Origin of the sequence: Streptomyces sp. NPDC005898 (assembly GCF_040629635.1) — a bacterium.
In the GTDB taxonomy this organism is placed as follows: Bacteria; Actinomycetota; Actinomycetes; order Streptomycetales; family Streptomycetaceae; genus Streptomyces.
This window is the reverse complement of sequence record NZ_JBEXWC010000002.1, coordinates 1-25,897: the sequence shown is the minus strand read 5'-3', so window position 1 is coordinate 25,897 and position 25,897 is coordinate 1. Positions and strand designations below refer to the sequence as shown.

The following is a 25,897-nucleotide window of genomic DNA, read 5'->3' as shown; positions in this document are numbered from 1 at the left end:
ACGACTATTCGGGCAGCCGGAGTTCCAGGTCGGCGCGCGGCGCGACGCCCTCGCGCGTGAGCGTGGCGAGCAGCTCGGCCACCGGGCCGCGGCCGGCCAGCCGGGCCTCGGGCTCGACGTCGTGCCAGGGAGCGAGGACGAAGGCGCGCTCGTGCGCGCGGGGGTGGGGGAGCGTGAGCGCCGGGTCGTCGGAGACGACGTCCGCGTACGCCACGATGTCCACGTCGAGCGTGCGCGGGCCCCAGCGCTCGTCGCGGACGCGGTGGAAGGCCTCCTCGACGGCCTGCGCGCGCTCCAGGAGCGAGGCGGGCGGCAGGGTCGTCTTCACCACGACGACGGCGTTGAAGTACGAGGGCTGGGTGCCGGGGTCGACGCCCCACGGCTCGGTCTCGTACACCGGGGAGACCGCCTTGACCCGCAGGCCGGGGGTGTCCTCCAGGGCGTCGACGGCGCCCTGGAGGGTCTCCAGGCGGTTGCCGAGGTTGCTGCCGAGGGCGATCACGGCACGTTGGGGGTTGGACAGGGTACTGTCCGCGGCGTCCACCTGCTCGACCACGGAGGTGGGCACCGGCTGGACGGTCGGGTCGCTCTGACCCGTGAAAGGCGCGGTCATACTCGGCTCCGGGTGATGGTGACGGTCACATCGTCGAAGGGCACGGTGATCGGGGCGTCCGGCTTGTGCACGCACACCTCGACCTCCAGGACCCCTTCGTGCCTCAGACACGTCTGGGCGATGCGCTCGGCGAGGGTCTCGATGAGGTCGACGGGCTCGCCCTCGACGACGGCCACGACCTCCTCGGCCACGATGCCGTAGTGCACGGTCTTCGCCAGGTCGTCGTCGGCCGCGGCCGCTCGCGTGTCCAGGCCGAGAACCAGGTCCACGATGAAGGTCTGACCCTCTTCGCGCTCCCGCGGATAGACACCGTGGTGCCCGCGGGCCTTGAGGCCGCGCAGCGCGACACGATCCACGCGAATCACTCCTGCAATCGTCGGTATCGGCAGGCCTGCGCCGAGTGCGGTCGGCACACCGGCCTCGATGGAATCTACCTGCGGGCACTGACAGCGCCCGCCCGCGGGGCCTCGCGAAGAGGCCCGCCGGCCCCCTGGTCCCCGCTCTCCCCTCGCCCCTACCCATTCAGGAGGGAGTCTCGTCACTCTCCTCGTCGTCGGTTTCGGCCAGGACGGGCGAGGCGTGGTGCGACCACAGCTTCCAGCCGTCGGGGGTGCGCCGGAACACGTTCGTGGCGACCACGAGCTGCCCCACGAGCGGGCCCAGCTCACCGCCGCCCGCCGGGGGCGGACCGCCGCTCAGGATGTTCTCGGTGCAGGTCACCAGGGCGGTGTCCCCGAACACGCCGACCCTGAGGTCGGTGAGGAAGAACTGGATGTACTCGGTGTTCGCCATGATCAGCGCGTACGACCTGAGGACCTCGCCGCGGCCGGTGAGCACCGGCCAGCCGGGGTGGACGCAGGAGACCGCGTCCCCGTCGCCGTCGTCCGCGCTCTCGTCGGCGATGTCGTCGGCCGAGGGGGTCTCGCTCCCGGGGTCCGGCGGGGAGTCCAGCCACAGCTCGGAGACCTTGTCGAAGTCACCGCGCTCCAGCGCTTCGTAGAAGGCGGTGTTGGCCAGCTCGACCTGCTCGACGTCGGTGCGCGCCGTCCCGGTCACCGGTGGCCGCCGGCGTCCGTCACGGCCTGGGCGACGCGCACGGCGTCCGCCGTGGCCCGCACCTCGTGCACGCGGACCGCCCAGGCGCCCTGGTGGGCGGCGATGGCGGAGACGGCGGCGGTGGCGGCGTCCCGTTCGCGGGCCGGTGGCGGGGCGCCCTCGGGGCCCGCGAGGACACGGCCGAGGAACCTCTTGCGGGAGGCGGCGACCAGGACGGGGTGGCCGAGTCCGCGCAGCCGGTCCAGACCGGCCAGGAGCGCGAGGTCGTGCTCGGCCTCCTTGGAGAAGCCGAGGCCGGGGTCCACCACGATGCGCTCGGGGGCGATGCCGCCCTCGATGGCGGCCGCCACGCGCGCGTGCAGCTCGTCGACGACTTCGCTGACCACGTCCTCGTACACCGGCTCGGCGTGGATGTCGGTGAGGAAGCCGCGCCAGTGCATGACGACGAAGGGGGCGCCGGCGGCGGCGACCGCGGGGACCATGCGGGGGTCGGCGAGGCCGCCGCTGACGTCGTTGACCAGGACGGCGCCCGCGGCGAGCGCCTGCTCGGCGACGGTGGCGCGCATGGTGTCCACGGAGACGGTGACGCCCTCGGCGGCCAGGCCCCGCACCACGGGGACGACGCGCCTGAGCTCCTCGTCCTCGTCGACACGGGTGGCGCCGGGGCGGGTCGACTCGCCGCCGACATCGACCAGGTCGGCGCCCCGGGCGACGAGGTCGACCCCGTGCTTGACGGCGGCCGTGGTGTCGAACCAGCGGCCGCCGTCGGAGAAGGAGTCGGGCGTGACGTTCACGACGCCCATCACCGCACAGCGGTCCCACTCCGGCAGCCCCTGGACCGTTCCCCGCCCGCTCAACGTACTCATGCCTCCAGCGTAGGCCCGTACGGCGGCGGGTTACGCCGCCTGCATCTCGCGTTCCGCGCTCTGGTGCGGGCAGGGGCGGCGCTGCGGGGTGCCCCGGCGCAGGAAGCGGGGCAGCGCGAGGGTCACGAAGCCCTCGGCCTGCATGGCGGCGAAGCCGATGCGGGGCAGGTCCTTGCTGGAGCGGTAGACGACGAAGCGGGGCTCCCAGTGGGGCCGGAACTTCGCGTTGAACTTGTACAGGGACTCGATCTGGAACCAGCGGGAGAGGAAGACGAGCAGGCCGCGCCAGGCGCGCAGCACCGGCCCCGCGCCGATCTTCTCGCCGCGGGCCAGGGCCGCGCGGAACATCGCGAAGTTGAGGGACACGCGCGTGATGCCCAGTTTCGGGGCGGCCTGGAGGGCGGCCACGATGAGCAGTTCGTTCATGCCGGGGTCGGCGGAGCGGTCGCGGCGCATGAGGTCCAGGGAGACGCCGTCCTTGCCCCAGGGGACGAAGTGGAGGACGGCCTTGAGGTCTCCGTAGGGCCCCGGTGCCTCGTCGGCCTTGTGGGCGGTGGCGATCAGACAGTCGCCGTCGTTGGGGTCGCCGATGCGGCCGAGCGCCATGGAGAAGCCGCGCTCGGTGTCGGTGCCGCGCCAGTCGTCGGCGGCCCGCTGGATCTTGGCGAGTTCCCGCTCACCGAGGTCACGGATGCGCCGTACGCGCGTCTCGTAGCCATTGCGCTCGATCCGCTTGACCATCTGGCGTACGTTGCGCATCGCACGCCCGGACAGGGAGAAATCCGCGACGTCCACCACCGCCTCGTCGCCCAGTTCGAGGGCGTCCAGACCGGTCTCGCGGGTCCAGACCTCGCCGCCCGTCTCGGAGCAGCCCATGACGGCGGGCGTCCAGGAGTGGGCCTTGGCCTCGTCCATGAAGCGCTCGATGGCGCCGGGCCAGGCCTCGACGTCGCCGATGGGGTCACCGCTGGCGAGCATCACCCCGGAGACGACGCGGTAGGTGACGGCGGCCTTGCCGCTGGGGGAGAAGACGACGCCCTTGTCGCGGCGGAGCGCGAAGTGGCCGAGCGAGTCGCGCGCGCCGTGCTTGTCGAGCAGCGCGCGCAGCTTCGTCTCGTCGTCCTCGGTGAGGCGTGCGGCCGGGTGTTCCGGGCGGAAGGCCAGGTAGATGGTGGTGAGGGCGGTGAGCATGCCGAGGGCGCCCAGCGAGAAGCCGACGGTCCAGGACGTGTTGCCGTAATAGCCGACCGGGCCCTCGAAGCCGAAGAGCCCGTACAGGACGTGCTCCAGGCGCTCCGTGATGCTGGGGTCCCCGATGACCTTGCCGGGGTGGGCGCTCACGATCACCAGGCCGAGCAGGATCGACCCGGCGCCGAGGAGCACGAAGTTGGCGAGCGCCCGCCAGCGGCTGCGCGGGTCGGGCAGGGCCGTGAACTCACTCCGGTGGCGCAGCAGCAGGGCGAGGAGCGCCAGTGAGATCACCACACCGATCACCGAGTGGCGGTAGGCGAACTGCGCCACGGCGCCCGCGGGCAGCAGCACCACGGCGGCCCGCCAGGCGCGGCGCTTGTGGCGGCGCAGGCCGTGCGCGAGCAGCAGCAGCAGGATGCCGGAGCTGAGCGCGAGCGCGGCGGCGAAGGGGCCGAGCGCGCCGGGGAGCACCTCGGCGAGGGCGTGCATGCGGCTGTACCTGAAGCGCGGGAAGACACCCGCCGCGACGTTCAGCAGCCCTACGAGCGTGCAGGCTCTGGCGACGAGGGTCGGCACGGCCTCGGGGCGCGGGCCGCGCGTGATCCGGTGGAGGCGGCCGTCGCGGTGGCGGGTGTCACCGCCCGGAACCCCACCCGACATTTCCCCATCTATCCTGACAGACATCGCATCCCGTAGTTGTGCGAGAGAGCTTGAATCCGGTGCCAAAGCGGCATCCGGCACCATTGCGCCCTCTAGGACGGTCCTTCAGGGGAACGGGTTCATTCCCGACCGGAAACCGCTGGAAAAGTAGGGCACGGCCTTCGGCGGGTGCCGACGAGGCCTCGGCTCCGGTCGGTCGCGCCACGGCAGGCCCGGGGCATCGTGAGGAGAAGCCGCGGCAGGCCCGGGGCAATGATAGGTGACGCCGCGGCACGTCCGTGGCGACGGTAAGTGACGCCGCGGTCCGCCCGGGGCGACGGCACGTAGAAAGCGCAGGCAGGAACACCCCATGGGTCTCACGAGCAACAAGGTCCTCGCCCTTGCGGTCTTGCTGGCCGTAGTGCTCTTCGTCGGCACCATCTGGCTCTGGCCGCGGCTCGCCGGCCGTACCTGGAAGGCGGTCACGGGCCGGGTCGGCCTGCTCCTGGCCACCCAGGTCATGGTCTTCGCCGCGGTGGGCCTGGCGGCCAACCAGGCCTTCGGCTTCTACGCCACCTGGGCCGACCTCTTCGGGCAGGAGACGAGTCCGGGGATAGTGGTGGACCACGATCCGGCCAAAGGGGGTTCGGGCCCCGTGAAGGTCGTCGACACCCAGACGGTGAACGTGCCCGGGGGCAACCGGCCCGTCACCGGGGGCCAGATCCAGAAGATCGAGGTGGGCGGCCGGGAGTCGAAGATAGGCAGCCCCGCCTACGTCTACCTGCCCCCCGAGTACTTCCAGCCGCAGTACCGCAACCGCACGTTCCCCGCGACCGTGGCCCTGACCGGCTACCCGGGCACCGCCGAGGCGCTCATCAAAGGGCTGCACTACCCCCAGACCGCCCACCGGCTGGCCGGCGAGGGCAGGATGCAGCCGATGATCCTGATCATGATGCGGCCCACCGTGGCACCGCCGCGCGACACGGAGTGCGTGGACATCCCCGGCGGCCCGCAGACCGAGACGTTCTTCGCCAAGGACCTGCCCGACGCGATCTCGCAGCACTACAGGGTGGGCACCAAGGCCCAGAACTGGGGCGTCATCGGTGACTCCACGGGCGGCTACTGCGCCCTGAAGCTCGCCGTCCACCACCCCGACCGGTACGGCGCCGCCGCGGGCCTGTCCGCGTACTACAAGGCGCCCATCGACGTCACCACCGGTGATCTCTTCCACGGCGACGAGCAGTTGGAGCGCGACGCCGACCTCATGTGGTACCTCGACCACAAGCCGGCGCCCAAGACGTCCCTCCTGGTGACCAGCAGCAAGAAGGGCGAGGACAACTACCGCGACACCCTGAGGTTCATCGACAAGGTGAAGGCGCCCACGCGCGTGTCGTCGATCACGCTCAACAGCGGCGGGCACAACTTCAACACCTGGCGCAGGGAGATCCCCGCCACCCTGCAGTGGCTGAGCGGGCGCCTGAACGACAACTGACGCGCCGGGCGGCCGAGGTGAGCGGCGGTCAGTCGGCGGCGATGGCCGCGATCGTCTCCAGTTCCACCTCCGCCCGTGCGATGTCCCGCGCGTCCGCCGCCGTCGAGCGGCGCAGCGCCTCGTGCAGCCGGGCCGGGGTGAGCACGCCGAGGAAGCGGCCCTCGCTGTCCTTGTCGATGACCGCGATCCAGCCCGCGTCGTGCTGGAGCATCGTCGCGAACGCCTGCTTCAGGCTCGCGCCCACCGGCAGCCACGCCTCCATGCGGCGGGCGTGTTCGCGGACCGTGCCCTTGCCCGCGCGCGCGTGCTCGGCGGAGATCCAGCCGTGCAGGTTGTCGGCACCGTCCAGGACGACCGCCCAGCGGGCGTCGAGTTCCCTGGGCAGCGCGTCGTCCAGGTGCACGACGGGGGGCTGTTCCAGGTCGCCCTCCTCGATGGGCGTCACGGAGAGCCGCTTCAGGCCCCGGTCCGCGCCGACGAAGTCGGCCACGTACGCGTTGGCCGGGGCGCCGAGGACCGTCGAGGGGGTGTCGAACTGCTCGATGCGGCCCTGGCCGTAGACGGCGATGCGGTCACCGAGGCGGACCGCCTCCTCGATGTCGTGCGTGACGAAGAGCACGGTCTTGCGCACGGCCTGCTGGAGCCGCAGGAACTCGTTCTGCAGGTGCTCGCGCACCACCGGGTCGACCGCGCCGAACGGCTCGTCCATCAGCAGCACCGGCGGATCGGCCGCCAGGGCGCGGGCCACCCCGACGCGCTGGCGCTGGCCGCCGGAGAGCTGCTCGGGGTAGCGGTCGCCGAAGACGGCGGGGTCGAGGCCGACGAGGTCGAGGAGTTCGGCGGCGCGCTCGCGGGCCTTGCCGCGCTTGACGCCGAGGAGGTGCGGGACGGTCGCCGTGTTCTCCAGGACGGTCTTGTGCGGGAAGAGGCCCACCTGCTGGATGACGTAGCCGATGCGGCGCCTGAGCCGCACGGGGTCGATCGCGGATATGTCGTCGCCGTCGACGGATATCCGGCCCTCGCTCGGCTCGATGAGCCGGTTCACCATCTTCATGGTGGTCGTCTTGCCGCAGCCCGAAGGGCCGACGAGGGTGACCAGTTCGCCCTCGGCGACCTCGAAGGACAGATCGTCGACGGCGGTGGTGCCGTCCGCATAGCGCTTGGTGACGTGCTCGAACCGGATCATGTTTCCCCATTGTGGCGGGCGGCGGCGGGCTGCGCGTGACGGCGGTGTTGCGGCCGTACGACGACTCTCGGCGATTGTCGGTGCCGCGCGTTAGGGTCGCCAGACACGGGGGGACGTGTGTGCGGCATACGTTCGCGTATTCGGGGGAGGTGTGGGCGCGTGGCCGAGCGGAACTGTCTCGTGACGAACGACTGGATCTGCGGGGAGTACCTGCGCACCCGCAGCCAGGAGCTGACCGACGCGACCCTCCAGCACGTGGGCATCACGCTCGCCTCGGTGGCGATCGGCCTCGCCGTGTCGCTGCCGCTGGCGCTCCTCGCCCGGCGCTGGCGCTTCCTGACGGGCCCGATCCTCGGCGTGACGACCGTGCTGTACTCGGTCCCCTCGCTCGCGATGTTCTCGCTGCTCCTGCCGTTCTTCGGCCTCTCCGCCTCGCTGGTCGTCACGGGCCTGGTGCTTTACTCCCTCACGGTCCTCGTGCGCAACATCCTGGCCGGCCTGGAGGCCGTCCCCGACGAGGCGCGTGACGCCGCCAGGGGCATGGGGTACGGCCCGCTGCGCCTGCTGTGGGAGGTGGAACTGCCCCTCGCGCTGCCCGCGCTGCTGGCCGGCGTCCGCATCACCACGGTCTCCACGGTCGCGCTGACCACGGTCGGCGCCATCGTGGACTACGGCGGGCTCGGCACCCTCATCCTCGACGGCCTGGACACGACCTTCAAGGCCCAGGTGCTCACGGCCTCCGTGCTGTGCGTGCTCCTCGCCGTCGTCGCCGATCTGCTGCTGCTCGGACTCCAGCGTTGGCTGACGCCATGGACGCGGGTCCATCACATACGGACGAACCGCCCCGCGCGCGACGCGGGCGCGGCCAAGGTGGCTGAACCCGCATGAACGCGATCACCGGTGCGTACGACTGGCTGACCACGGGCGCCAACTGGCAGGGCGAGAAGGGCGTGTGGCACCGCCTCGCCGAGCACCTCTACTTCAGCGGAGTCTGCCTCGCCGTCGCCTGCCTGATCGCGCTGCCCCTCGCGCTGTGGCTCGGGCACATCGGCAAGGGCGGCGCGCTCGCGGTCAACATCTCCAACGTCGGCCGCGCGGTCCCGACGCTGGCCCTGCTGATCCTGCTCACGCTCACCCCGCTCGGTGAGCACGGCGACGCCCCGACGCTGATCGCGCTGGTCCTCTTCGCGGTGCCGCCGCTGCTGACCAACGCCTACCTCGGCATGCGCGAGGTGGACCGGGCGGTGGTGGAGGCCGCGCGCGGGATGGGCATGAGCGGCCGGCAGCTGTTCGTGGGGGTAGAGCTGCCGCTCGCGTATCCGCTGATCATGACGGGGGTGCGGTCCGCGGGGGTGCAGGTCGTCGCGACGGCCACGCTCGCCGCGATGGCGGGCGAGGGCGGCCTCGGCCGGATCATCACCGCCGGGTTCAACCTCCAGGACACCCCGCAAGTGGTCGCGGGTGCCTTCCTGGTGGCGCTGCTCGCGCTCCTGGTGGAGGGCGTCCTCGCGCTGGCGGGACGCGTCTTCGACCCCATGCGGCGGTCGGGCGGGGCGACCCGCTGAGTGCCGTCCGCCTGAGTTCCGACTACCCGAGTTCCGACTACCCGAGTACCGACTTCTCTCCTTTTCGAAATGGTGGTTCACCGATGAACAGCACAACGCGTCGCGCGCGACGGATGGCAGGGGCGGCCGTGGCCGTCGTGGCGCTGACCGCGGGGCTCGCCGCGTGCGGCGGGGACAGCCTGGAGGACGACGGCAAGGGCGCGGACAAGGTGGGCGGGGGCAAGAAGGGCTCGCTGGTGGTGGGTTCGGCGCGGTTCACCGAGCAGAAGGTGCTCGCCGAGCTGTACGCGGGCGTTCTCGCGGACGCCGGATATGACACGCAGGTCAAGACCGTGCAGAACCGCGAGATCTACAAGCCCGAACTGAAGAAGGGCTCGATCGACGTCGCACCCGAATACGCGGCGACCCTCGCGGAATTCCTCAACCTGGAGAAGAACGGCCCGAAGGCCGAGGCCGTCGCCTCCAGTGATCTCGACGCCACGGTGAGCGCCCTGGAGAAGCTCGCGAAGCCGCAGGGGCTGAAGGTCCTGCCGGCGGGCGAGGCGGTCGACCAGAACGCGTTCGCGGTCTCCAAGGAATACGCCGACAAGCACAAGCTCAAGACGCTCTCGGATCTCGGCAGGTCGGGCGAGAAGGTCAAGATCGCGGCGGGCGACGAATGCGAGTCGCGGCCGTTCTGCGCGCCCGGCCTGAAGAAGAAGTACGGGATCGATGTCGCCGGAATCGACCCCAAGGGCGTCGGCACCACGCAGTCCAAGCAGGCCGTCAAGAACGGCACGGACCAGCTGGTGCTGACCACGACGACCGACGCGACCCTGAAGAACTACGACCTCGTGATCCTCGAGGACGACAAGAAGCTGCAGAACGCGGACAACATCCTTCCCGTGGTCAACGCCGAGGAGGCGGGCGGCAAGGAGATAGCCGCCGCGCTCGCGAAGCTGACGAAGACGCTCACGACGGAAGACCTCGTCGAACTCAACCGGAAGGTCGACGAGGAGCGGCAGAAGGAAGCGGATGTCGCCCAGGAGTACCTGAAGTCCAAGGGTCTGATCGAAGGCTGACGAGGAACCCGGTCGAGATCCTGATCAGGCACCCGGTCAGCAACCCGATCAGGATCTGGATCAGGAAGTCGATCAGACGGCGGTAAACCGGGGAAGGGGCGGGGAGTTGCGGCGAGTCACCGAGGAGAGACCTGCTTTTTGGCGGGCGGGGCACCATACTTCGCCTACGCGCGGTAAGTTTCTGGCCATGCCACGTGGACGTCACCGCCATTCCCCACCCCTGCACAGGCTGCTTCCCCCTTCGACGGTCGCAGGCGTCTCCGTTCTGTGCGCCGGCGGCGCCTGGATGTTCGCGGAACCGGTCGTGCTCCGCGGGCTCGTCGCGGCCGCGGCGGCCGCCGCCGTCGTCGGTTCGGTCGTCATGCGCCGCTGGGACCAGGCGGCAGGACGGCGCGTCGCCGAACTCACGCGCGCGCGAGCGAGCGACGAGTGGCGCTACGAGGAGCGGCTGGCCGAGGCCGAGTCCGACCTCGAGGAGTCCCGCGAGCTGCGGGGCAGGCTGGAGACCAAGCTCCGCGCCAAGCGGGCCGAGCTGGCCGCGCTGCGCAACGAACACGCCGCGCTGCTGCGGCGGTACGCGACCGCCGAGACCGAGCGGGCCAGCGCCCTGGAGGGGCGGCGGCTGCTCGCCATCGAGGCGACCTCGGCCACGCCCGAACTGTCGGCGTCCGACGAGGGTCCTGCCGAGGGCGGCGGTACGGGAGCGTCCGAACTGGTGCCCGCCGTACGGGCGGGAGCGCCGGTGCCGGCGGGGCGCGCCACGAGTGCCGCCGGCAGGTCGGCCTCGCGGGATGAGGGTGCCGGTGCGCGCGGTGGTCGTGCCGCAGGGCCGTCCGCCGCCGGGGCGGACGCGCGTCCGGCGGCGTCGCTCTTCCTGCGGGCCAACGCGGCCCTCGACCGGCTGGCGCCCAGGGCGGCACCGGTGCCCGAGGCGCGGCGGGAAGCGGAGGACGAGTCGCGGGGGAAGTCCGGGGCGGCCGATGGATTCGGCGGGCACGAGCGCGCGGTCGCCGTCGCGCCGCCCGTACCGGCGCGGCGCACGGCGCCCCAGGGAGAGTTCGACTTCTTCGGCACGAAGGGCGCGGCCCCGGCCGCGCTGGAGTCGGTGCAGAACGAGGACCTCGCCGATGTGGTGGGCGAGGAGGCCCTGGCGGTCCACAAGGCGCAGACCGAGGCGGAGTTCAAGGACGCGCCCGAGGACGACGCGGCGCGGGGCGTCGGCCAGGTCATCGACCTGACCGCGCACGACGAGACGGAACAGATCGACGTCGCGGGCCTGCGGACGGCGCTTCGCGCGTAGGCGCTTCGCTGATGGTGCGGGGGCGCCTCGCGGCGGGGCAGGGATCCGTCGAGCAGCGTGCGGGGTACCGGCCTCGTCGGTCTTGCGGGGCCCGGCCTCCGCACGAGGCAGGCGCCCCTTAGGGGGTCATCCAGCGGTCCGCGCGGGCCTCCTTGCGGCCCGTGCGGGAGCGGTCCGCCTGGGAGTGGAGGAGTTCGGCCGCCTCGGCGAGGGGCCGCAGGCGGGCCGTCACCGTCTTGTCGGCCCCGGTGTCGACGCGTACGTCGGCCACGCCCCTGAACCGCTCCCAGGGCCCCTGGGACAGCCGTACGCTCTGCACCTTGGCGTGCGGCACCAGCGACAGGCGGCGCTTGAACAGACCGTGCCGCGCCGCGAACACCGTGTCCGTCACCGCGAGGCCGTAGCCCTTCCACCACAGCGGCACGCACCACGCCGCCCGCGCGGGAGGCCGGGACAGCTCCGCGGGGTCCGGCACGCGCGTGCCCGGCAGGATCCGCCCGATGACCGCCTCGGCGTGCTCCCGCGGCGCCACCGGCACCAGCACCCCGCCCGCCGAACCCGCCACGTCCAGCTCCACCCGCACCCAGCCGCGCCGCCGCCACAGCAGCGGCTGCACGATGTGCACGGTCTGCACGCGGCCCGGCGGCACCGTCTCGTGCGCCTTGTCGAGCAGCCCGCGGTCGATGCGCAGGCCGTCGGGGGACTCGCCCACCGTCCAGTCGTACTCCTTGACGAAGCGGCCGACACTGCCGGCGAACGCGCCGCCCAGGATCGGCAGCCCGGTGGCGAGTACTGTCCACAGGTTGTGGGTGGCGAACCACAGGAAGGCCGGTACGACGGCCGCGGCGACGAGCATCGCCCAGGGGGCGCCGGTCAGCATCAGGGAGAGGGCCAGCATGCGCGGCTGTACGTGCAGAAGGCCCCGCACCGGCGCCTCGCCGACCTCGCGGGCCCGCGCCGGGGTGAAACCGGCGGCGCGCGCGAGCAGTTCGGCCCGCAGTTCGGCGGCGTCGCGCTCGCCGAGATAGGCCAGCTCGTCCTTGGTGTCCGCCCCGACGACGTCCATCTTCAGCTTGGCGACCCCCGCGATCCGGGCCAGCAGCGGCCGCGTCACGTCGACCGCCTGGAGCCGGTCGAGCCGGATGTGGGCGGTGCGCCGGAAGAACAGCCCGGTCCGGATGCGCAGTTCGGTCTCGGTGACCGCGAAGTGGGTGAACCACCAGCTCAGGAAGCCGTACGCGGCGCCCCCGAGGACCACGGCCAGGCAGCCCAGCAGCAGCGTGGTGGCGGTCAGTTCGGTCAGGCGCTGCTGGGTGCCGTTCGGGTCGTGGACGGACCAGCCCACCAGGACCGCGAAGGGCGCCCAGGCGCGCCGCAGCGGCGTCACGGGATGCAGCCGCCGCTCGGCCACGGCCCCGGTCTCCACCGGCCCGCCGGCGTCCGGGGCGTCCCGTGCGTCGTGCGGCGCCGCGCCGCCCTCGGCCGCCCCCTCGCCGCTCACAGCCCCGCCGATCGGGCCTCGCCCAGCTCCGTCAGACGGTCGCGCAGCCGCTCGGCCTCTTCGGGGAGCAGCCCGGGGATGCGGGCGTCGGTGGCGGCGGCCGCGGTGTGCAGCTGCACGCTCGCCAGGCCGAAGTGCCGCTCCACGGGCCCGGACGTCACCTCGACGAGCTGCATCCGCCCGTAGGGCACCACGGTCTCCTCGCGCCACAGCACGCCCCGGCTGATGAGCAGGTCGTCGGCGCGCTCGGCGTAGCGCCACGAGCGCCAGTTGCGCCCGAGCAGCGGCCAGCCGCCCGCCACGACGGCGAGCGGCAGCAGCGCGCAGGCCGCCCACACCGGGCCCGCGAAGAGGCCGAGCAGTACGCCGGTCGCCGCCGCGAGCGGCACCAGCCAGGCCACCAGCAGCAGCCGTCGCATCCTCAGCAGGCCCCGTGGCAGCCCCGTCCACACCTGCTCGACCCGTGCCCCCGCCGGTCCAGCGGTCCCTGCCGTCCCCGTTTCCATGCCCCCAGCGTACGTACGCCCTCCGACAGCCGCGTAGGCCCGATGGCCGCGTCCGCGCGGGGAGCGCGTACGAGAGCGCGTACGAGAGACTGTGCGCATGAGTCCCACGGCGGAGACCACCACGCAGACCACGCTCGGCATCGGCGGCGCGGCCGAGAGCACCGACATGGTGCTCAACATCGGCCCCCAGCACCCGTCCACGCACGGCGTGCTCCGGTTGCGCCTCGTCCTGGACGGCGAGCGCATCCAGCACGCGGAGCCGGTGATCGGCTACATGCACCGTGGCGCGGAGAAGCTCTTCGAGGCCCGGGACTACCGGCAGATCGTGATGCTGGCCAACCGCCACGACTGGCTGTCGGCGTTCTCGAACGAGCTGGGCGTGGTGATGGCCGTCGAGCGGATGCTGGGCATGGAGGTCCCCGAGCGCGCGGTGTGGACGCGGACCCTGCTCGCGGAGCTGAACCGCGTGCTGAACCACCTGATGTTCCTCGGGTCCTACCCCCTGGAGCTGGGCGGCATCACCCCGGTCTTCCACGCGTTCCGCGAGCGCGAGGAGCTGCAGAACGTGATGGAGGAGATCTCCGGCGGCCGCATGCACTACATGTTCAACCGCGTGGGCGGCCTCAAGGAGGACCTGCCCGCCGGCTGGCCCTCCCGCGCGCGTGCGGCCGTCGCCTCGGTGCGCTCGCGCATGGACGTCTACGACCGGCTCGTGCTCGGCAACGAGATCTTCCGGGGCCGCACGCGCGGCGTCGGCGTCCTGAGCGCCGAGGCGGTGCACGCCTACGGAGTGAGCGGCCCCATCGCCCGCGCCTCCGGCGTCGACTTCGACCTGCGCCGCGACGAGCCCTACCTGGCCTACGGCGAACTCCAGGACACCCTGAAGGTCGTCACGCGCCAGGAGGGCGACTGCCTGGCCCGCTTCGAGTGCCTCCTGGAGCAGACCCACAACGCCCTGGACCTCGCCGACGCCTGCCTGGACCGGCTCGTCGAACTCCCGCGGGGCCCGATCAACCAGCGCCTGCCGAAGGTCCTGAAGGCCCCCGAGGGCCACACGTACGCGTGGACGGAGAACCCCCTCGGCATCAACGGCTACTACCTGGTCTCCAAGGGCGAGAAGACCCCCTACCGCCTGAAGCTGCGCTCGGCGTCGTACAACAACATCCAGGCGCTGGCCGAACTGCTGCCGGGGCAGCTCGTGGCGGACATGGTGGCGATCCTCGGGTCACTCTTCTTCGTGGTCGGCGACATCGACAAGTAGCGCCGCGCCGCCGGGCAGGCCGACCGGCTGGAGCAGCCACCCGAAGTCCCCGAGGCCGCCGGGCGCCGTCAGTTCGGCGGCCTGCCCCGCGCGCGACAGGGCGCGCACGTACGCCGCCGGGTCGGTGGAGGCCAGGGCGAGCGGGGGGCGGCCGCCGCTCACCCCGAGCGCGGCGAGCGCCGCCCGCTGGGTGAGCAGCTCGGCGCCTTCCCCGGCGCAGGCGTCCAGCGCCACATGGGCCGTGAGATCACAGCTGCCGTCCGGCACGGGAGGCGTCTCGCGGCCCGCCCTGAAGCCCGTGAGCGTCCCGAAGGGCGGCCGGTTCCCCTTGGCGTGCGCGTAGTCGACGGCGACGGCGAGGCCGCGCGCCAAGGACGCCACGGCGGCCGCCCACGCCTCGTCGCGCGGGCGGCCGATCTCCGCGCGCAGGCCGGGCTCGTCCGCCAGCGGCCACCAGCGCGCCAGCCACGCCGCGTCCGGCCCGGCCACGGGCCCGCCCAGCGCCTCGGAACCGTCCTCGCGCACGAGGACATGGCGCACTGTTCCGTCGGCGGCCACCTCGGCGACGTCCACGGGGACGTTGTCCAGCCACTCGTTGGCGAAGAGCAGGCCGCTCACGCCGGCCGGGGGCGTGTCCCGCCAGGCGATGCGCGGATCGAGCCCCCGGGGGCGCTCCGCGCGCTCCACCGCGTACGCGCGCACGCGTGCCGCCACGTCGGCGGGGAGCGCGGCGAGAACGCCCGCCGTCAGCTCGCCGCGCCCCGCGCCCATGTCGACGAAGGCGACCTCCTCCGGGTGGCCGAGCCGCCGGTCCACCCGGCACAGGAGGCGGGCCACCGCCGCCGCGTAGAGGGGCGTGGCGTGCACGGACGTGCGGAAGTGGCCGGCGGGCCCTTCGGGGCGGCGGTAGAAGCCCCCGGGGCCGTACAGGGCCGTTTCGGCGGCCTCGCGCCAGCCGCGCGGACCGCCCGCCGCGTCACCGTGCTCGTCGTTCGTCACAGACCGCAGGCTAAGGGGGCCTCCACCTTGGGGAGTACACGTGCTCCCCGCGGATCGCCCCTCCGGTTGACCCCGGGGCACCGCGGGCCTGCCTACGCTGGGTTACGTGCAGCGCCTCTATGACTTTCTCCGCAGACACCCGACATGGGTCGACGCCTTCTGGGCCGTCGTCCTCCTCGGCGTCTCCGGTATCGGTCTGGTGTCCATGTCCGGTGTGGACGACGACCTGCCGGTCATTCCGGCGATCCCGCTCGTCCTCGGCTACTCCCTGGTGATCGCGCTGCGCCGGAGGATGACCGGGCCGATGCTCGTGCTCGCCGCGGTCCTCGGCGCCTGCCAGCTCGTCATCGACCTGGAGATCATGCCGGCGAACTTCGCCATGCTGGTGGTCATCTACACCGCGGCCGCCGACGGGCCGCAGTGGGCCTCGCGGTTCGCCCTGGTGGGCGGCCTGTGCGCGGCCCCCCTGGCGTCGCTGCGCTGGCCCGTGACGGGCACCTCCGTCCTCGGCAACGTCTTCTACACGATCTTCCAGATCGTCCCCTTCGCGCTCGCCTGGGTCCTCGGCGACTCCATCCGCACCCGCCGCGCGTACTTCGCCGAACTGGAGGAGCGCGCCGCCCGCCTGGAGAAGGAGCGCGAGGCCCAGTCGAAGGTCGCGGTGGCGGCCGAGCGGGCCCGCATCGCGCGGGAGCTGCACGACGTCGTCGCGCACAACGTCTCGGTGATGGTCGTCCAGGCGGACGGCGCCGCCTACGTCATGGACGCCGCGCCCGATCAGGCCAAGAAGGCCCTGGAGACCATCTCGGGAACCGGTCGCCAGGCGCTGGCCGAGATGCGCCGCCTGCTCGGCGTGCTGCGCACGGGAGAGCCCGAGGAGGGCTCCGAGTACGTCCCGCAGCCCGACGTGGAGCAGCTCGACGAGCTGATCGAGCAGGTGCGCACGGCGGGCCTGCCCGTCGACTACAAGGTCGAGGGGACCCCGCGCCCGCTGCCCAGCGGCGTGGAGCTGACCGCGTACCGCATCGTGCAGGAAGCGCTCACGAACACCCGCAAGCACGGCGGCGAGCACGCCGGCGCGAGCGTGCGCCTCGTCTACTTCGACGACGGCCTCGGGCTGCTCGTCGAGGACGACGGCAAGGGCGCCCCCCACGAGCTGTACGAGGACGGCGGCGCCGACGGCCGCGGGCACGGGCTGATCGGCATGCGGGAGCGCGTCGGCATGGTCGGCGGCACCCTGGACGCCGGTCCGCGCCCGGGCGGCGGCTTCCGGATCAGCGCGCTGCTGCCCCTCAAACCGGCACACTGAACTCGATCATGTCCGGCGATGACACCTGTCACCGGTGCTTTCCCCCCGCATTGACCCTCGAAGGGACACCCCAAGATGTCGATCCGCGTCATGCTCGTCGACGACCAGGCGCTCTTGCGCACCGGGTTCCGGATGGTGCTCGCCGCGCAGCCGGACATGGAGGTGGTCGCCGAGGCGGGTGACGGGGTCGAGGCCCTTGAGGTGCTCCGCGCCACCAAGGTCGACGTGGTGCTCATGGACGTCCGCATGCCGAAGCTGGACGGCGTCGAGACGACCCGGCGCGTCTGCCAGGACCCGAACCCGCCGAAGGTGCTGATCCTGACCACCTTCGACCTGGACGAGTACGCCTTCTCGGGGCTGAAGGCGGGCGCCTCCGGCTTCATGCTCAAGGACGTGCCCCCGGGGGACCTGCTCGCCGCGATCCGCGCCGTGCACAGCGGTGACGCGGTGGTCGCGCCGTCCACCACACGGCGCCTGCTGGACCGCTTCGCGCCGATGCTGCCGAACGCGGGCGGCCAGCCGCAGCACAAGCGGCTGGAGCGCCTGACCAGCCGCGAGCGCGAGGTGATGGTGCTCGTCGCGCAGGGCCTGTCGAACGGCGAGATCGCGGCGCGGCTCGTGCTCTCGGAGGCCACGGTCAAGACGCACGTCGGCCGCATCCTGACCAAGCTCGACCTGCGGGACCGCGTGCAGGTCGTCGTCCTCGCCTACGAGACGGGGCTCGTACGGGCCGGGGGCGGTTCCTGAAAGCGTGACCCGAGGGTCCCGCGGCGGGGCTCACGAAGCGCGTCCTAGCGCAGTACTCCCTCGATGAAGTCGCTGCCCAGACGGGACACCACGCCGATGTCCAGCTGATGCTGCACATAGCGTCCGCGGCGGCGCGTGGTGATCAGCTCGGCCTTCTTCAGGACGCTCAGGTGCCGGGATATCTCGGGCGCCGTCATGCCGTGCGCGTCGGCCAGCTCGCTCGTGGTGTACGCCCCGCGCGCGAGGTGGCGGCACAGGCGCATCCGCACCGGGTGGGCGAGCGCGGACATGCGGCGGGTCAGCTGCTCCACGGTGGGCGGGGCGGTGAGGCCCGGAGCGCTGACGGGGTACGTGATGGCGGCCTGCCAGCCCTTGCGGTGCAGCACCATCAGATGCGGCCAGCCGAGGCTGGTCGGGACGAGCACCAGTCCGCCGGCGCCCGTGGTCGTGTGCCCCGTGGAGATCTTGTCGACGACGATGCGCCGGCCGCTCTCGTCCAGGGACACCGCCCCGGAGATCGCCTTGAGGGCCTCCGCCAGGCCTTTGCGGCGCAGCAGCTCGGTCTTGTGGCGGGCGTCCGCGGCCAGCTGGTGGCTCAGCCGGGCCCAGGTGTCGGCGAAGAACGCCTCGTCGCAGTCCTGCAGCAGCTGGCGCAGCCACGCGCGCACGGCGGGCGGCTCCTCCAACAGCCGCCGGGTGAACCGCACCTGCTGCGGGCCGCGGGCGGCGGCCAGGTCCAGCGCGCGCCGCTGCACGGCGGGATCGGCCAGGATGTCGCGCTCCGGCTCGGAGTATGTCGACTGGCAGGTGAACTCCAGCGCGGCGTCCACGAACTGCTCGTCCGTCAGCTTGTCCAGCTGGTCGAGCTCCTCGGCGAGCGTGGCCCCGGGCAGCGCGCTCTGCCCGGGCAGGCCCGCGAAGGGCGCGAACACGTCCGAGAACGTCGAGCGCCACAGGAAGTCGGCCTCGCACAAGCGGTCCGCCAGGCAGGGGTCCAGGCGGGCCGAGACGGCCGTCGCCCAGCCCTGGAGGCCCGGATGATGGCCCGGCTCGGACAGCGCGTGCAGCGCCATGCCCAGCTCCGCCAGGGGCGAGGGCACGACGTGGATCCGCTGGTGGGACAGCCCGCTGATGTCGATGCTCACGCTCATGGCCCCATGGTGCACCGCGCCACCGACAGCGCCGCCGCCGATTGACGAGCACCGTCAATCGACGCGACGGGGGCGGCCCCGCGGGAGCAGGCTGAGGTCATCGTCCGGAGCCGCCGAAGCCTCCGGACGACCACCACATCCCCCGCCGCCTCCGCATCCCGCGCCGCTGGGACCCCGTGCCCCTATGGCGCCCGGAAAGTACCCTTTATCCCGAGAGGCGATACGTCATGAGCGTCACCCAGCAGTACCTGCTCGACACCTACCGCGCCGCCCAGCACGGCGAGCGGACGCCGCCCGCCCCCGGCCTGCGGGACTGGCAGGCCGTCCGCGAGGTGCGCGACTACGGCCGCTTCCGTGCCGTCGTCGAGGAACGCCCCGCCCACGGCAGGGTCCGCGCCGCCCTGGCCCGCCTCCTGCACGGCGGCCGCCTCAGCGCGGGAGCCGTCGCACGAACTCCGCGACCGCTTCCTTGACGTCGGCCGCCGTCCACTTCAGGCCCTCCTCGGTCACGGTGACCTCCGTGACCGAGAGGCCGGGCGGCCCGTCCGCGAACCACCGGCCGAACAGGCAGGTGCCCGTCTCCTCGGCCTGCCCCACCGACGCCTCGTCCAGCACGTCGGCCGCGTACGGCAGCCAGACCTGGAACTCATGGGTGTGCGGCGGGCGCGGGTGCACGCGCGACCAGGGCACCCCGGCGGCCGCGAATCCCTCGTGCAGCGCCTCGGCCACCACGCGCGCGTGGGCGACGTAATCGGGCAGCCGCGGCAGGACGCGCTCCAGGCCGAGCAGGGCGGACACGGCGGCCGGGAACTGCTGGAACAACTGCCCGCCGTACCGGTGGCGCCACACCCTCGCCTCCTCGACGAGCGTCCGCGGCCCGGCGAGCGCCGCCCCGCTCAGCCCCTCCAGAGACTTGTAGAACGACACGTACACACTGTCCGCGAGCCCCGCGATCTCCGTGAGCGGGCGGCCGAAGTGCCGCGTGCACTCCCACAGCCGGGCGCCGTCGACGTGCACGACCGCGTCCCGTTCCCGCGCCGCCTCCACGACGGCTTCGAGCTGCTCCCACGTCGGCAGGACGAAGCCGGCCTCCCTGAGCGGCAGTTCGAGCATCAGCGCCCCGAAGGGCTCCGGGAAGTCCCGCACCTCACCGGCCGTGGGCAGGCGCGGCTCACGCGTCGGGTGCACCGGGCGCAGACCACTGACCGCGCCGAAGGCGCCGCCTTCATGCAGCTCGGGGTGTGCCTGGGGGTGCAGCGCCACGGTCGCGTTGCCCGTGCGCCCCGCCCAGCAGCGCAGGGCCACCTGCTGGGCCATCGTGCCGGTCGGGAAGAAGACGGCCGCCTCTTTGCCGAGCAGCCGCGCGACCTCCTCCTCCAAGGCGGCGACGACGCCGTCTCCGTAGACGTCGACGGGCTCGTCCGCGCCGACGACCTCGGGGGCCGCCGCCGCGAGCGCCGCGAGGCGTTCGACGAGCGGGAGGTGCAGGGGGGAGCGGTGCAGGATCCGGGTGGCGCCCCGGGCGGCCGCCACCCGTCTGGCCCGGGGGTCCGCCTCCTCGCCCGGCGACGTGGCCGGCTCCTCGGGGCGCGTCTGGTCCGTGTCATCGGCAGTCATCCCCCGAGCATGGCCCGCCCGCTCCCGCCAGTCATATGAATAACCACAGCCTGTGGACAGCGCGGGACGCGGCGGAGGCCGATCGCGTTAGCATGACGAGAAATCGTCCGGTACCCCGAGCGGACTGGAACGGAAGGCGTCATCGCGTGAACGCATCGCATCAGCCGGACCCGCGGGAGCGCCCCGCGAGGCTCACGGTGGGAGTCGTGGGAGCGGGCCGCGTGGGCCCCGCGCTCGCCGCGTCGCTCCAGCTCGCCGGGCACCGCCCGGTGGCCGTGTCCGGGGTGTCCGACACCTCGGTGCGCCGGGCCGCCGCCCTGCTGCCCGACGTCCCCCTCGTCCCCCCGGCCGACGTGCTGGACCGCGCCGACCTGGTGCTCCTGACGGTGCCCGACGACGCCCTGCCGGGCCTGGTCGAAGGCCTCGCGGAGACCGGCGCGGTGCGCCCGGGCCAGCTCCTCGTGCACACCTCCGGGCGGCACGGCACCAAGGTCCTCGAACCCGCCCTGCGGGCCGGCGCCCTGCCGCTCGCGCTGCACCCCGCCATGACGTTCACCGGCACCCCCGTCGACGTCCAGCGCCTGGCCGGGTGCGCCTTCGGCGTGACCGCGCCCGAGGAGCTGCGGCTCGCCGCGGAAGCGCTGGTCATCGAGATGGGCGGCGAGCCCGAGTGGATCGCCGAGGAGATGCGCCCGCTCTACCACGCGGCGCTCGCCCTCGGCGCGAACCACCTGGTCACCCTGGTCGCCGAGTCCATGGACCTGCTCCGCGCCGCGGGCGTGGCCGCCCCCGACCGGATGCTCGGCCCGCTGCTCGGCGCGGCCCTGGACAACGCCCTGCGCTCGGGCGACGCGGCCCTCACCGGCCCCGTCGCGCGCGGCGACGCGGGCACCGTCGCCGCCCACGTCGCCGAGCTGCGCGCGCACGCCCCGCAGACCGTCCCCGGCTATCTCGCGATGGCCCGCGCCACCGCCGACCGCGCCCTCGCCCACGGCCTGCTCAAGCCGGAGCTGGCCGAAGACCTCCTCGGCGTCCTCTCCGGCGGGGTCCCCGGCGCGGGCGGCACCGGCGGACCCGGCGGAACCGAAGGAGGCAGCAGCCGATGACCACCACCCTCCTGCACACCGCCGAACCGCTGCGCACGCGCGCGCGTGAAGGCCGCCGGGCCGTCGTCATGACCATGGGCGCCCTGCACGAGGGGCACGCCTCGCTCATCCGCGCCGCGCGCCGCATCGCGGGCCCCGACGGCGAGGTCGTCGTCACGGTGTTCGTGAACCCCCTGCAGTTCGGGGCGGGCGAGGACCTGGACCGCTACCCCCGCACCCTCGACGCCGACCTCAAGATCGCCGAACAGGCCGGCGCGGACACCGTGTTCGCCCCCGGCGTGGACGAGGTCTACCCCGGCGGCGAACCCCAGGTGCGGGTGAGCGCCGGCCCCATGGGCACGGTCCTCGAAGGAGCCACCCGCCCCGGCCACTTCGACGGCATGCTCACCGTCGTCGCCAAGCTGCTGCACCTCACCCGGCCCGACGTGGCGCTGTTCGGCCAGAAGGACGCCCAGCAGCTCGCCCTCATCCGCCGCATGGTCCGCGACCTGAACTTCCCCGTGGAGATCGTCGGCGTCCCCACCGTCCGCGAGGACGACGGCCTGGCCCTCTCCAGCCGCAACCGCTACCTCTCCCCGGACGAGCGGCACACCGCCCTCGCCCTCTCCCAGGCCCTCTTCGCGGGCCGCGACCGGCATGCCGCGCAGGAGGCGCTGCGCGCGCGTGCCGCCGGCGAGCCCGCCACCCACGCGCGCGCCGCCGCCCTCAGCGCGCTCGGCGAGACCCGCGCCGCGGCCGACGCCCACGCCGTCGCCCAGTCCGCGGCACCCGCCGCGTCCGGCGGGCCCGCCGCCGTCGTCGCCGCGGCCCGCCAGCTCCTCGACGAGGCCGCCCGCCTGCGCCCCCCGCTGGAGCTGGACTACGTGGCGCTGGTGGACCCGGCCGACTTCACCGAGGTCCGCCCCGGCCACACCGGGGAGGCCATCCTCGCGGTGGCCGCCAAGGTCGGCTCCACGAGGCTGATCGACAACATCCCGCTGACCTTCGGAGCCGCCGTATGACTGCCACCGGAATACGGCTGCACGCCCCCGCCCCCGGCTGGTCCCTGGACGCGGACGTCGTCGTCGTCGGCTCCGGGGTCGCGGGCCTGACCGCGGCACTGCGCGCCGCCGCCGCCGGCCTGCGGACGGTCGTGGTCACCAAGGCCCGCCTGGACGACGGCTCCACCCGCTGGGCCCAGGGCGGCATCGCCGCGGCCCTCGGCGAGGGCGACACCCCCGAACAGCACCAGGAGGACACCCTCGTGGCGGGCGCCGGTCTGTGCGACGAGGAGGCGGTGCGCACCCTCGTCACCGAGGGCCCCGACGCCGTGCGCCGCCTGATCGAGACCGGCGCCCGCTTCGACACCGGCCCCGGGGGCGCCATCGAGCTGACCCGCGAGGGCGGCCACCACCGCCGCCGCATCGCGCACGCCGGGGGCGACGCGACCGGCGCGGAGATCTCCCGCGCCCTGGTCGAGGCGGTCCGCGCACGCGGCATCCCGACCGTCGAGAACGCCCTGGTCCTGGACCTGCTCACCGACGCCGACGGCCGCACCGCCGGCGTCTCCCTGCACGTCATGGGGGAGGGCCAGCACGACGGTGTGGGCGCCGTCCACGCCCCCGCCGTGGTCCTCGCCACCGGCGGCATGGGCCAGGTCTTCTCGGCGACCACCAACCCGTCGGTCTCCACGGGCGACGGCGTCGCGCTCGCCCTGCGCGCGGGCGCCGAGGTCTCCGACCTCGAATTCGTGCAGTTCCACCCCACCGTGCTCTTCCTCGGCGCGGACGCCGAGGGACAGCAGCCGCTGGTCTCCGAAGCCGTGCGGGGCGAGGGCGCGCACCTCGTGGACGCCGACGGCGTGCGCTTCATGGTCGGACAGCACGAACTGGCCGAGCTGGCCCCCCGCGACATCGTCGCCAAGGGCATCACGCGCCGCATGCAGGAACAGGGCGCCGAGCACATGTACCTCGACGGGCGGCACTTCGGCGCCGACATGTGGGCCCACCGCTTCCCGACGATCCTCGCCGCCTGCCGCGCCCACGGCATCGACCCGGTCACCGAGCCGATCCCGGTCGCCCCGGCCGCGCACTACGCCTCCGGAGGCGTCCGCACCGACCTCCACGGCCGCACCACCGTCGCCGGCCTGTACGCCTGCGGGGAGGTCGCCTGCACCGGCGTGCACGGCGCCAACCGCCTCGCCTCCAACTCCCTGCTCGAAGGCCTCGTCTACGCCGAGCGCATCGTCGCCGACATCACGGCGAAGCACGCGCGGAACACCCTGCACGCGCGCGTGCCGCAGCCCGTCGCCCAGCCGGAGACGCCGTCCCACCCCCTGCTGCCGCCCGAGGCCCGCTTCACCATCCAGCGCGTCATGACCGAGGGCGCCGGCGTGCTCCGCTCCGCCGAATCCCTCAGCGAGGCCGCGGCCCGCCTCGCCCGGATCCACGCCGAGGCGGCGGGCGCCCTCGCCGTGGACGGCAAGACCGCCGAGCCCGGCGTCGACACCTGGGAGACCACCAACCTCCTGTGCGTGGCCCGGGTCCTGGTGGCCGCCGCCCAGCGCCGCGAGGAGACCCGGGGCTGCCACTGGCGCGAGGACCACGCCGACCGCGACGACGCCTCCTGGCGGCGCCACATCGTCGTACGCCTGAACCCGGACAGGACCCTGGCCACCCACACCACCCGCACCGCCGACTTCCCTCCCACCCGCCCCAGTCCCCAGGAGCAGTGACCGTGAGCACCCCCGACGACCTCCACCTCGCCGCCCCCTCAGCCGCAGGCGGTGGCTGCGGCGACGCCTGCGGCTGCGGCGGGGACAACACCTTCGACCCCCTGGAGTGCGGTCTCGACCCCGCTCTCGCCCGCCTCTTGGCCGAGGCGGGCCTCGACCCCCTCCAGGTCGAGGACATCGCGCACATGGCCATCGAGGAGGACCTGGCGGGCGGCGTGGACGTCACCACGGTCGCCACCATCCCCGAGGACGCCGTCGCCACCGCCGACTTCACCGCCCGCGAGGCGGGCACCGTGGCGGGCCTGCGCATCGCCGAGGCCGTCATGTCCGTGGTGTGCGAGGAGGAGTTCGAGGTCGAGCGGCACGTCGAGGACGGCGACCGCGTCGAGGCGGGCGACACGCTGCTGAGCATCACCACCCGCACCCGCGACCTGCTCACCGCCGAGCGCAGCGCGCTGAACATCCTGTGCCGCCTCTCCGGCATCGCGACGGCCACGCGCGCGTGGACCGACGCCCTGGACGGCACCAAGGCGAAGGTCCGCGACACCCGCAAGACGACGCCCGGCTACCGCGCCCTGGAGAAGTACGCGGTGCGCATGGGCGGCGGCGTCAACCACCGCATGTCGCTCTCCGACGCCGCCCTGGTCAAGGACAACCACGTGGTCGCCGCGGGCGGCGTCGCGCAGGCCTTCGCGGCCGTGCGCGAGCGCTTCCCGGACGTGCCGATCGAGGTCGAGGTCGACACCCTCCACCAGCTGCGCGAGGTCGTGGACGCGGGCGCCGACCTGATCCTCCTGGACAACTTCACGCCGGGCGAGACCGCGGAGGCCGTGGCGATCGTGGACGGTCGCGCGTTCCTGGAGTCCTCGGGCCGCCTCACCCTGGACAACGCCCGCGCGTACGCGCAGACGGGCGTCGACTACCTCGCGGTGGGCGCGCTGACCCACTCCTCCCCGATCCTGGACGTCGGCCTCGACCTGCGGGAAGCGGTGCGCGACTGATGCTGCTGACGATCGACGTAGGCAACACCCACACCGTCCTCGGCCTCTTCGACGGCGAGGACATCGTCGAGCACTGGCGCATCTCCACCGACGCGCGGCGCACGGCCGACGAGCTGGCCGTCCTGCTCAACGGCCTGATGGGCATGCACCCGCTGCTCGGCGAGGAGCTGGGCGACGGCATCGACGGCATCGCGATCTGCTCGACGGTCCCCTCGGTCCTGCACGAGCTGCGCGAAGTCACCCGCCGCTACTACGGAGACGTCCCCGCCGTCCTGGTCGAGCCCGGCATCAAGACCGGCGTCCCGATCCTGATGGACAACCCCAAGGAGGTCGGCGCCGACCGCATCATCAACGCGGTCGCGGCGGTGGAGCTCTACGGAGGGCCGGCCATCGTCGTCGACTTCGGCACGGCCACCACCTTCGACGCGGTCTCCGCGCGCGGGGAGTACGCCGGTGGCGTCATCGCCCCCGGCATCGAGATCTCCGTGGAGGCGCTCGGCGTACGCGGCGCACAGCTCCGCAAGATCGAGCTGGCCCGGCCGCGCAGCGTCATCGGCAAGAACACCGTGGAGGCCATGCAGGCCGGCATCCTGTACGGCTTCGCGGGCCAGGTCGACGGCGTCGTGAACCGCATGGCGCGGGAGCTGGCGGGCGCGGGCGGCGACCCCGACGACGTGACGGTCATCGCGACGGGCGGCCTCGCGCCGATGGTCCTGGGCGAGGCGGCGGTCATCGACGAACACGAACCGTGGCTGACCCTGATAGGGCTCCGCCTGGTCTACGAACGAAACATCACCCGCACCTGACCACCCTCAGGGGACCGAACGCGGCGAGACGGACGAATTGGCCGCCTGTTCCTCGCAAACCAACCCGGCGAGACGGGCGGGTCGGGTGGGCAAAACTCCGCCGCGAAGCGGCGGTCCCCCCCCCCCCCAACGCGCCCCCCCCACAGCGGAAGAGCGGGGGGTATGGAAAGAGTGTAACAGTAGCGGGTTTGATAGAGGGGGTGGGCGGGTC

At 73.2% G+C, this 25,897-nt stretch carries 25 protein-coding genes; 14 read left to right on the top strand and 11 right to left on the bottom strand.

What is annotated here, in order from left to right:
- Window positions 1-4: 4 nt before the first annotated feature.
- The 5 genes from folK to ABZ385_RS02820 form a co-directional block, all read right to left on the bottom strand.
- The gene (gene folK, locus ABZ385_RS02840; protein WP_358698562.1) at window positions 5-613 is read right to left on the bottom strand and encodes a 2-amino-4-hydroxy-6-hydroxymethyldihydropteridine diphosphokinase; all 609 of its coding nucleotides are present in this window, start codon (window positions 611-613) and stop codon (window positions 5-7) included.
- Window positions 610-969 (bottom strand): dihydroneopterin aldolase, encoded by a 360-nt coding sequence (gene folB / locus ABZ385_RS02835; RefSeq protein WP_358698564.1) that lies wholly within the window; start codon window positions 967-969, stop codon window positions 610-612. The genes folK and folB overlap by 4 nt, the downstream gene beginning before the upstream one ends.
- Before the next feature lie 166 nt (window positions 970-1,135).
- A complete protein-coding gene (locus ABZ385_RS02830; RefSeq protein ID WP_358698568.1) occupies window positions 1,136-1,669 on the bottom strand; it encodes a nuclear transport factor 2 family protein in 534 nt (177 codons plus the stop codon).
- The gene (gene folP / locus ABZ385_RS02825; RefSeq protein ID WP_358909350.1) at window positions 1,666-2,535 is read right to left on the bottom strand and encodes a dihydropteroate synthase; all 870 of its coding nucleotides are present in this window, start codon (window positions 2,533-2,535) and stop codon (window positions 1,666-1,668) included. Before folP ends, ABZ385_RS02830 begins: the two co-directional genes overlap by 4 nt.
- Window positions 2,536-2,565: 30 nt before the next feature.
- A complete protein-coding gene (locus ABZ385_RS02820) occupies window positions 2,566-4,386 on the bottom strand; it encodes a phosphatidylglycerol lysyltransferase domain-containing protein (protein ID WP_358909348.1) in 1,821 nt (606 codons plus the stop codon).
- A gap of 349 nt (window positions 4,387-4,735) precedes the next feature.
- On the opposite strand from ABZ385_RS02820, the gene ABZ385_RS02815 reads away from it, so the two are divergent.
- Window positions 4,736-5,857, top strand: coding sequence for an alpha/beta hydrolase-fold protein (locus ABZ385_RS02815; RefSeq protein WP_358698214.1), 1,122 nt, complete (start codon window positions 4,736-4,738; stop codon window positions 5,855-5,857).
- A gap of 28 nt (window positions 5,858-5,885) precedes the next feature.
- Here ABZ385_RS02815 and ABZ385_RS02810 read toward each other — a convergent pair whose 3' ends face one another.
- Window positions 5,886-7,043 carry a betaine/proline/choline family ABC transporter ATP-binding protein gene (locus ABZ385_RS02810; protein WP_358698213.1) on the bottom strand — a complete coding sequence of 386 codons (1,158 nt, stop codon included), beginning with the start codon at window positions 7,041-7,043 and terminating at the stop codon, window positions 5,886-5,888.
- 159 nt (window positions 7,044-7,202) lie between these two features.
- Between ABZ385_RS02810 and ABZ385_RS02805 the strand changes: the two genes are divergently transcribed.
- The 4 genes from ABZ385_RS02805 (at window position 7,203) to ABZ385_RS02790 (ending at window position 10,969) form a co-directional block, all read left to right on the top strand.
- Complete coding sequence (locus ABZ385_RS02805; RefSeq protein WP_358909346.1) at window positions 7,203-7,931, top strand: ABC transporter permease; 729 nt, start codon at window positions 7,203-7,205, stop codon at window positions 7,929-7,931.
- Entirely contained in the window at window positions 7,928-8,608 is a 681-nt protein-coding gene (locus ABZ385_RS02800) for an ABC transporter permease (RefSeq protein ID WP_358909344.1), read from the top strand. Before ABZ385_RS02805 ends, ABZ385_RS02800 begins: the two co-directional genes overlap by 4 nt.
- Before the next feature lie 83 nt (window positions 8,609-8,691).
- Window positions 8,692-9,669 carry an ABC transporter substrate-binding protein gene (locus ABZ385_RS02795; protein ID WP_358909342.1) on the top strand — a complete coding sequence of 326 codons (978 nt, stop codon included), beginning with the start codon at window positions 8,692-8,694 and terminating at the stop codon, window positions 9,667-9,669.
- A gap of 187 nt (window positions 9,670-9,856) precedes the next feature.
- Window positions 9,857-10,969: a hypothetical protein gene (locus tag ABZ385_RS02790; protein WP_358909340.1), complete on the top strand. Its 1,113-nt coding sequence runs from the start codon at window positions 9,857-9,859 to the stop codon at window positions 10,967-10,969.
- A gap of 118 nt (window positions 10,970-11,087) precedes the next feature.
- On the opposite strand, the gene ABZ385_RS02785 is transcribed toward ABZ385_RS02790, so the two are convergent.
- Window positions 11,088-12,395, bottom strand: a complete 1,308-nt coding sequence (locus ABZ385_RS02785) for a PH domain-containing protein (protein WP_358909754.1) — start codon at window positions 12,393-12,395, stop codon at window positions 11,088-11,090.
- A gap of 71 nt (window positions 12,396-12,466) precedes the next feature.
- Window positions 12,467-12,976, bottom strand: a complete 510-nt coding sequence (locus ABZ385_RS02780) for a PH domain-containing protein (RefSeq protein ID WP_358909338.1) — start codon at window positions 12,974-12,976, stop codon at window positions 12,467-12,469.
- A gap of 97 nt (window positions 12,977-13,073) precedes the next feature.
- Here ABZ385_RS02780 and ABZ385_RS02775 point away from each other — a divergent pair, with 97 nt between their 5' ends.
- Window positions 13,074-14,237, top strand: a complete 1,164-nt coding sequence (locus ABZ385_RS02775; RefSeq protein ID WP_358909336.1) for an NADH-quinone oxidoreductase subunit D — start codon at window positions 13,074-13,076, stop codon at window positions 14,235-14,237.
- On the opposite strand, the gene ABZ385_RS02770 is transcribed toward ABZ385_RS02775, so the two are convergent.
- Window positions 14,202-15,236 (bottom strand): SAM-dependent methyltransferase, encoded by a 1,035-nt coding sequence (locus tag ABZ385_RS02770; RefSeq protein WP_358909334.1) that lies wholly within the window; start codon window positions 15,234-15,236, stop codon window positions 14,202-14,204. The genes ABZ385_RS02775 and ABZ385_RS02770 overlap by 36 nt on opposite strands.
- Window positions 15,237-15,342: 106 nt before the next feature.
- On the opposite strand from ABZ385_RS02770, the gene ABZ385_RS02765 reads away from it, so the two are divergent.
- Together ABZ385_RS02765 and ABZ385_RS02760 are read left to right on the top strand one after the other, a co-directional pair.
- Window positions 15,343-16,545, top strand: a complete 1,203-nt coding sequence (locus ABZ385_RS02765; protein WP_358582894.1) for a sensor histidine kinase — start codon at window positions 15,343-15,345, stop codon at window positions 16,543-16,545.
- Between the two features lie 75 nt (window positions 16,546-16,620).
- Window positions 16,621-17,292, top strand: a complete 672-nt coding sequence (locus tag ABZ385_RS02760) for a response regulator transcription factor (RefSeq protein WP_358582891.1) — start codon at window positions 16,621-16,623, stop codon at window positions 17,290-17,292.
- A 44-nt stretch (window positions 17,293-17,336) separates the two neighbouring features.
- Here the strand turns inward: ABZ385_RS02760 and ABZ385_RS02755 are convergent, their stop codons facing one another.
- Window positions 17,337-18,443: a DUF5937 family protein gene (locus tag ABZ385_RS02755; protein WP_358582888.1), complete on the bottom strand. Its 1,107-nt coding sequence runs from the start codon at window positions 18,441-18,443 to the stop codon at window positions 17,337-17,339.
- Between the two features lie 227 nt (window positions 18,444-18,670).
- Between ABZ385_RS02755 and ABZ385_RS02750 the strand changes: the two genes are divergently transcribed.
- On the top strand, window positions 18,671-18,916 hold the full coding sequence (locus tag ABZ385_RS02750; RefSeq protein ID WP_358582886.1) for a hypothetical protein: 246 nt from the start codon (window positions 18,671-18,673) through the stop codon (window positions 18,914-18,916).
- On the opposite strand, the gene ABZ385_RS02745 is transcribed toward ABZ385_RS02750, so the two are convergent.
- Entirely contained in the window at window positions 18,873-20,060 is a 1,188-nt protein-coding gene (locus ABZ385_RS02745) for a beta-eliminating lyase-related protein (protein ID WP_358909332.1), read from the bottom strand. The two genes, ABZ385_RS02750 and ABZ385_RS02745, sit on opposite strands and share 44 nt — an antisense overlap.
- Window positions 20,061-20,206: 146 nt before the next feature.
- Between ABZ385_RS02745 and ABZ385_RS02740 the strand changes: the two genes are divergently transcribed.
- From ABZ385_RS02740 to ABZ385_RS02720, 5 genes are read left to right on the top strand one after another with little or no spacing between them, the layout of a single operon-like run.
- On the top strand, window positions 20,207-21,166 hold the full coding sequence (locus tag ABZ385_RS02740) for a DUF2520 domain-containing protein (protein WP_358909330.1): 960 nt from the start codon (window positions 20,207-20,209) through the stop codon (window positions 21,164-21,166).
- The gene (gene panC, locus ABZ385_RS02735; RefSeq protein ID WP_358909328.1) at window positions 21,163-22,167 is read left to right on the top strand and encodes a pantoate--beta-alanine ligase; all 1,005 of its coding nucleotides are present in this window, start codon (window positions 21,163-21,165) and stop codon (window positions 22,165-22,167) included. The genes ABZ385_RS02740 and panC overlap by 4 nt, the downstream gene beginning before the upstream one ends.
- Window positions 22,164-23,879 carry an L-aspartate oxidase gene (locus tag ABZ385_RS02730; RefSeq protein ID WP_358909326.1) on the top strand — a complete coding sequence of 572 codons (1,716 nt, stop codon included), beginning with the start codon at window positions 22,164-22,166 and terminating at the stop codon, window positions 23,877-23,879. The genes panC and ABZ385_RS02730 overlap by 4 nt, the downstream gene beginning before the upstream one ends.
- 2 nt (window positions 23,880-23,881) lie before the next feature.
- Window positions 23,882-24,880 (top strand): carboxylating nicotinate-nucleotide diphosphorylase, encoded by a 999-nt coding sequence (gene nadC / locus ABZ385_RS02725; RefSeq protein ID WP_358590521.1) that lies wholly within the window; start codon window positions 23,882-23,884, stop codon window positions 24,878-24,880.
- Complete coding sequence (locus ABZ385_RS02720; RefSeq protein WP_358590524.1) at window positions 24,880-25,686, top strand: type III pantothenate kinase; 807 nt, start codon at window positions 24,880-24,882, stop codon at window positions 25,684-25,686. The genes nadC and ABZ385_RS02720 overlap by 1 nt, the downstream gene beginning before the upstream one ends.
- Window positions 25,687-25,897 lie beyond the last annotated feature (211 nt).

Bases quoted from the DNA above. Each gene is read 5' to 3' on its own strand.
- folK (WP_358698562.1), bottom strand. From the start codon at position 613: ATGACCGCGCCTTTCACGGGTCAGAGCGACCCGACCGTCCAGCCGGTG.
- folP (WP_358909350.1), bottom strand. From the start codon at position 2,535: ATGAGTACGTTGAGCGGGCGGGGAACGGTCCAGGGGCTGCCGGAGTGG.
- ABZ385_RS02820 (WP_358909348.1), bottom strand. From the start codon at position 4,386: ATGTCGGGTGGGGTTCCGGGCGGTGACACCCGCCACCGCGACGGCCGC.
- ABZ385_RS02815 (WP_358698214.1), top strand. From the start codon at position 4,736: ATGGGTCTCACGAGCAACAAGGTCCTCGCCCTTGCGGTCTTGCTGGCC.
- ABZ385_RS02810 (WP_358698213.1), bottom strand. From the start codon at position 7,043: ATGATCCGGTTCGAGCACGTCACCAAGCGCTATGCGGACGGCACCACC.
- ABZ385_RS02800 (WP_358909344.1), top strand. From the start codon at position 7,928: ATGAACGCGATCACCGGTGCGTACGACTGGCTGACCACGGGCGCCAAC.
- ABZ385_RS02795 (WP_358909342.1), top strand. From the start codon at position 8,692: ATGAACAGCACAACGCGTCGCGCGCGACGGATGGCAGGGGCGGCCGTG.
- ABZ385_RS02790 (WP_358909340.1), top strand. From the start codon at position 9,857: ATGCCACGTGGACGTCACCGCCATTCCCCACCCCTGCACAGGCTGCTT.
- ABZ385_RS02780 (WP_358909338.1), bottom strand. From the start codon at position 12,976: ATGGAAACGGGGACGGCAGGGACCGCTGGACCGGCGGGGGCACGGGTC.
- ABZ385_RS02775 (WP_358909336.1), top strand. From the start codon at position 13,074: ATGAGTCCCACGGCGGAGACCACCACGCAGACCACGCTCGGCATCGGC.
- ABZ385_RS02760 (WP_358582891.1), top strand. From the start codon at position 16,621: ATGTCGATCCGCGTCATGCTCGTCGACGACCAGGCGCTCTTGCGCACC.
- ABZ385_RS02755 (WP_358582888.1), bottom strand. From the start codon at position 18,443: ATGAGCGTGAGCATCGACATCAGCGGGCTGTCCCACCAGCGGATCCAC.
- ABZ385_RS02750 (WP_358582886.1), top strand. From the start codon at position 18,671: ATGAGCGTCACCCAGCAGTACCTGCTCGACACCTACCGCGCCGCCCAG.
- ABZ385_RS02745 (WP_358909332.1), bottom strand. From the start codon at position 20,060: ATGACTGCCGATGACACGGACCAGACGCGCCCCGAGGAGCCGGCCACG.
- panC (WP_358909328.1), top strand. From the start codon at position 21,163: ATGACCACCACCCTCCTGCACACCGCCGAACCGCTGCGCACGCGCGCG.
- ABZ385_RS02730 (WP_358909326.1), top strand. From the start codon at position 22,164: ATGACTGCCACCGGAATACGGCTGCACGCCCCCGCCCCCGGCTGGTCC.
- ABZ385_RS02720 (WP_358590524.1), top strand. From the start codon at position 24,880: ATGCTGCTGACGATCGACGTAGGCAACACCCACACCGTCCTCGGCCTC.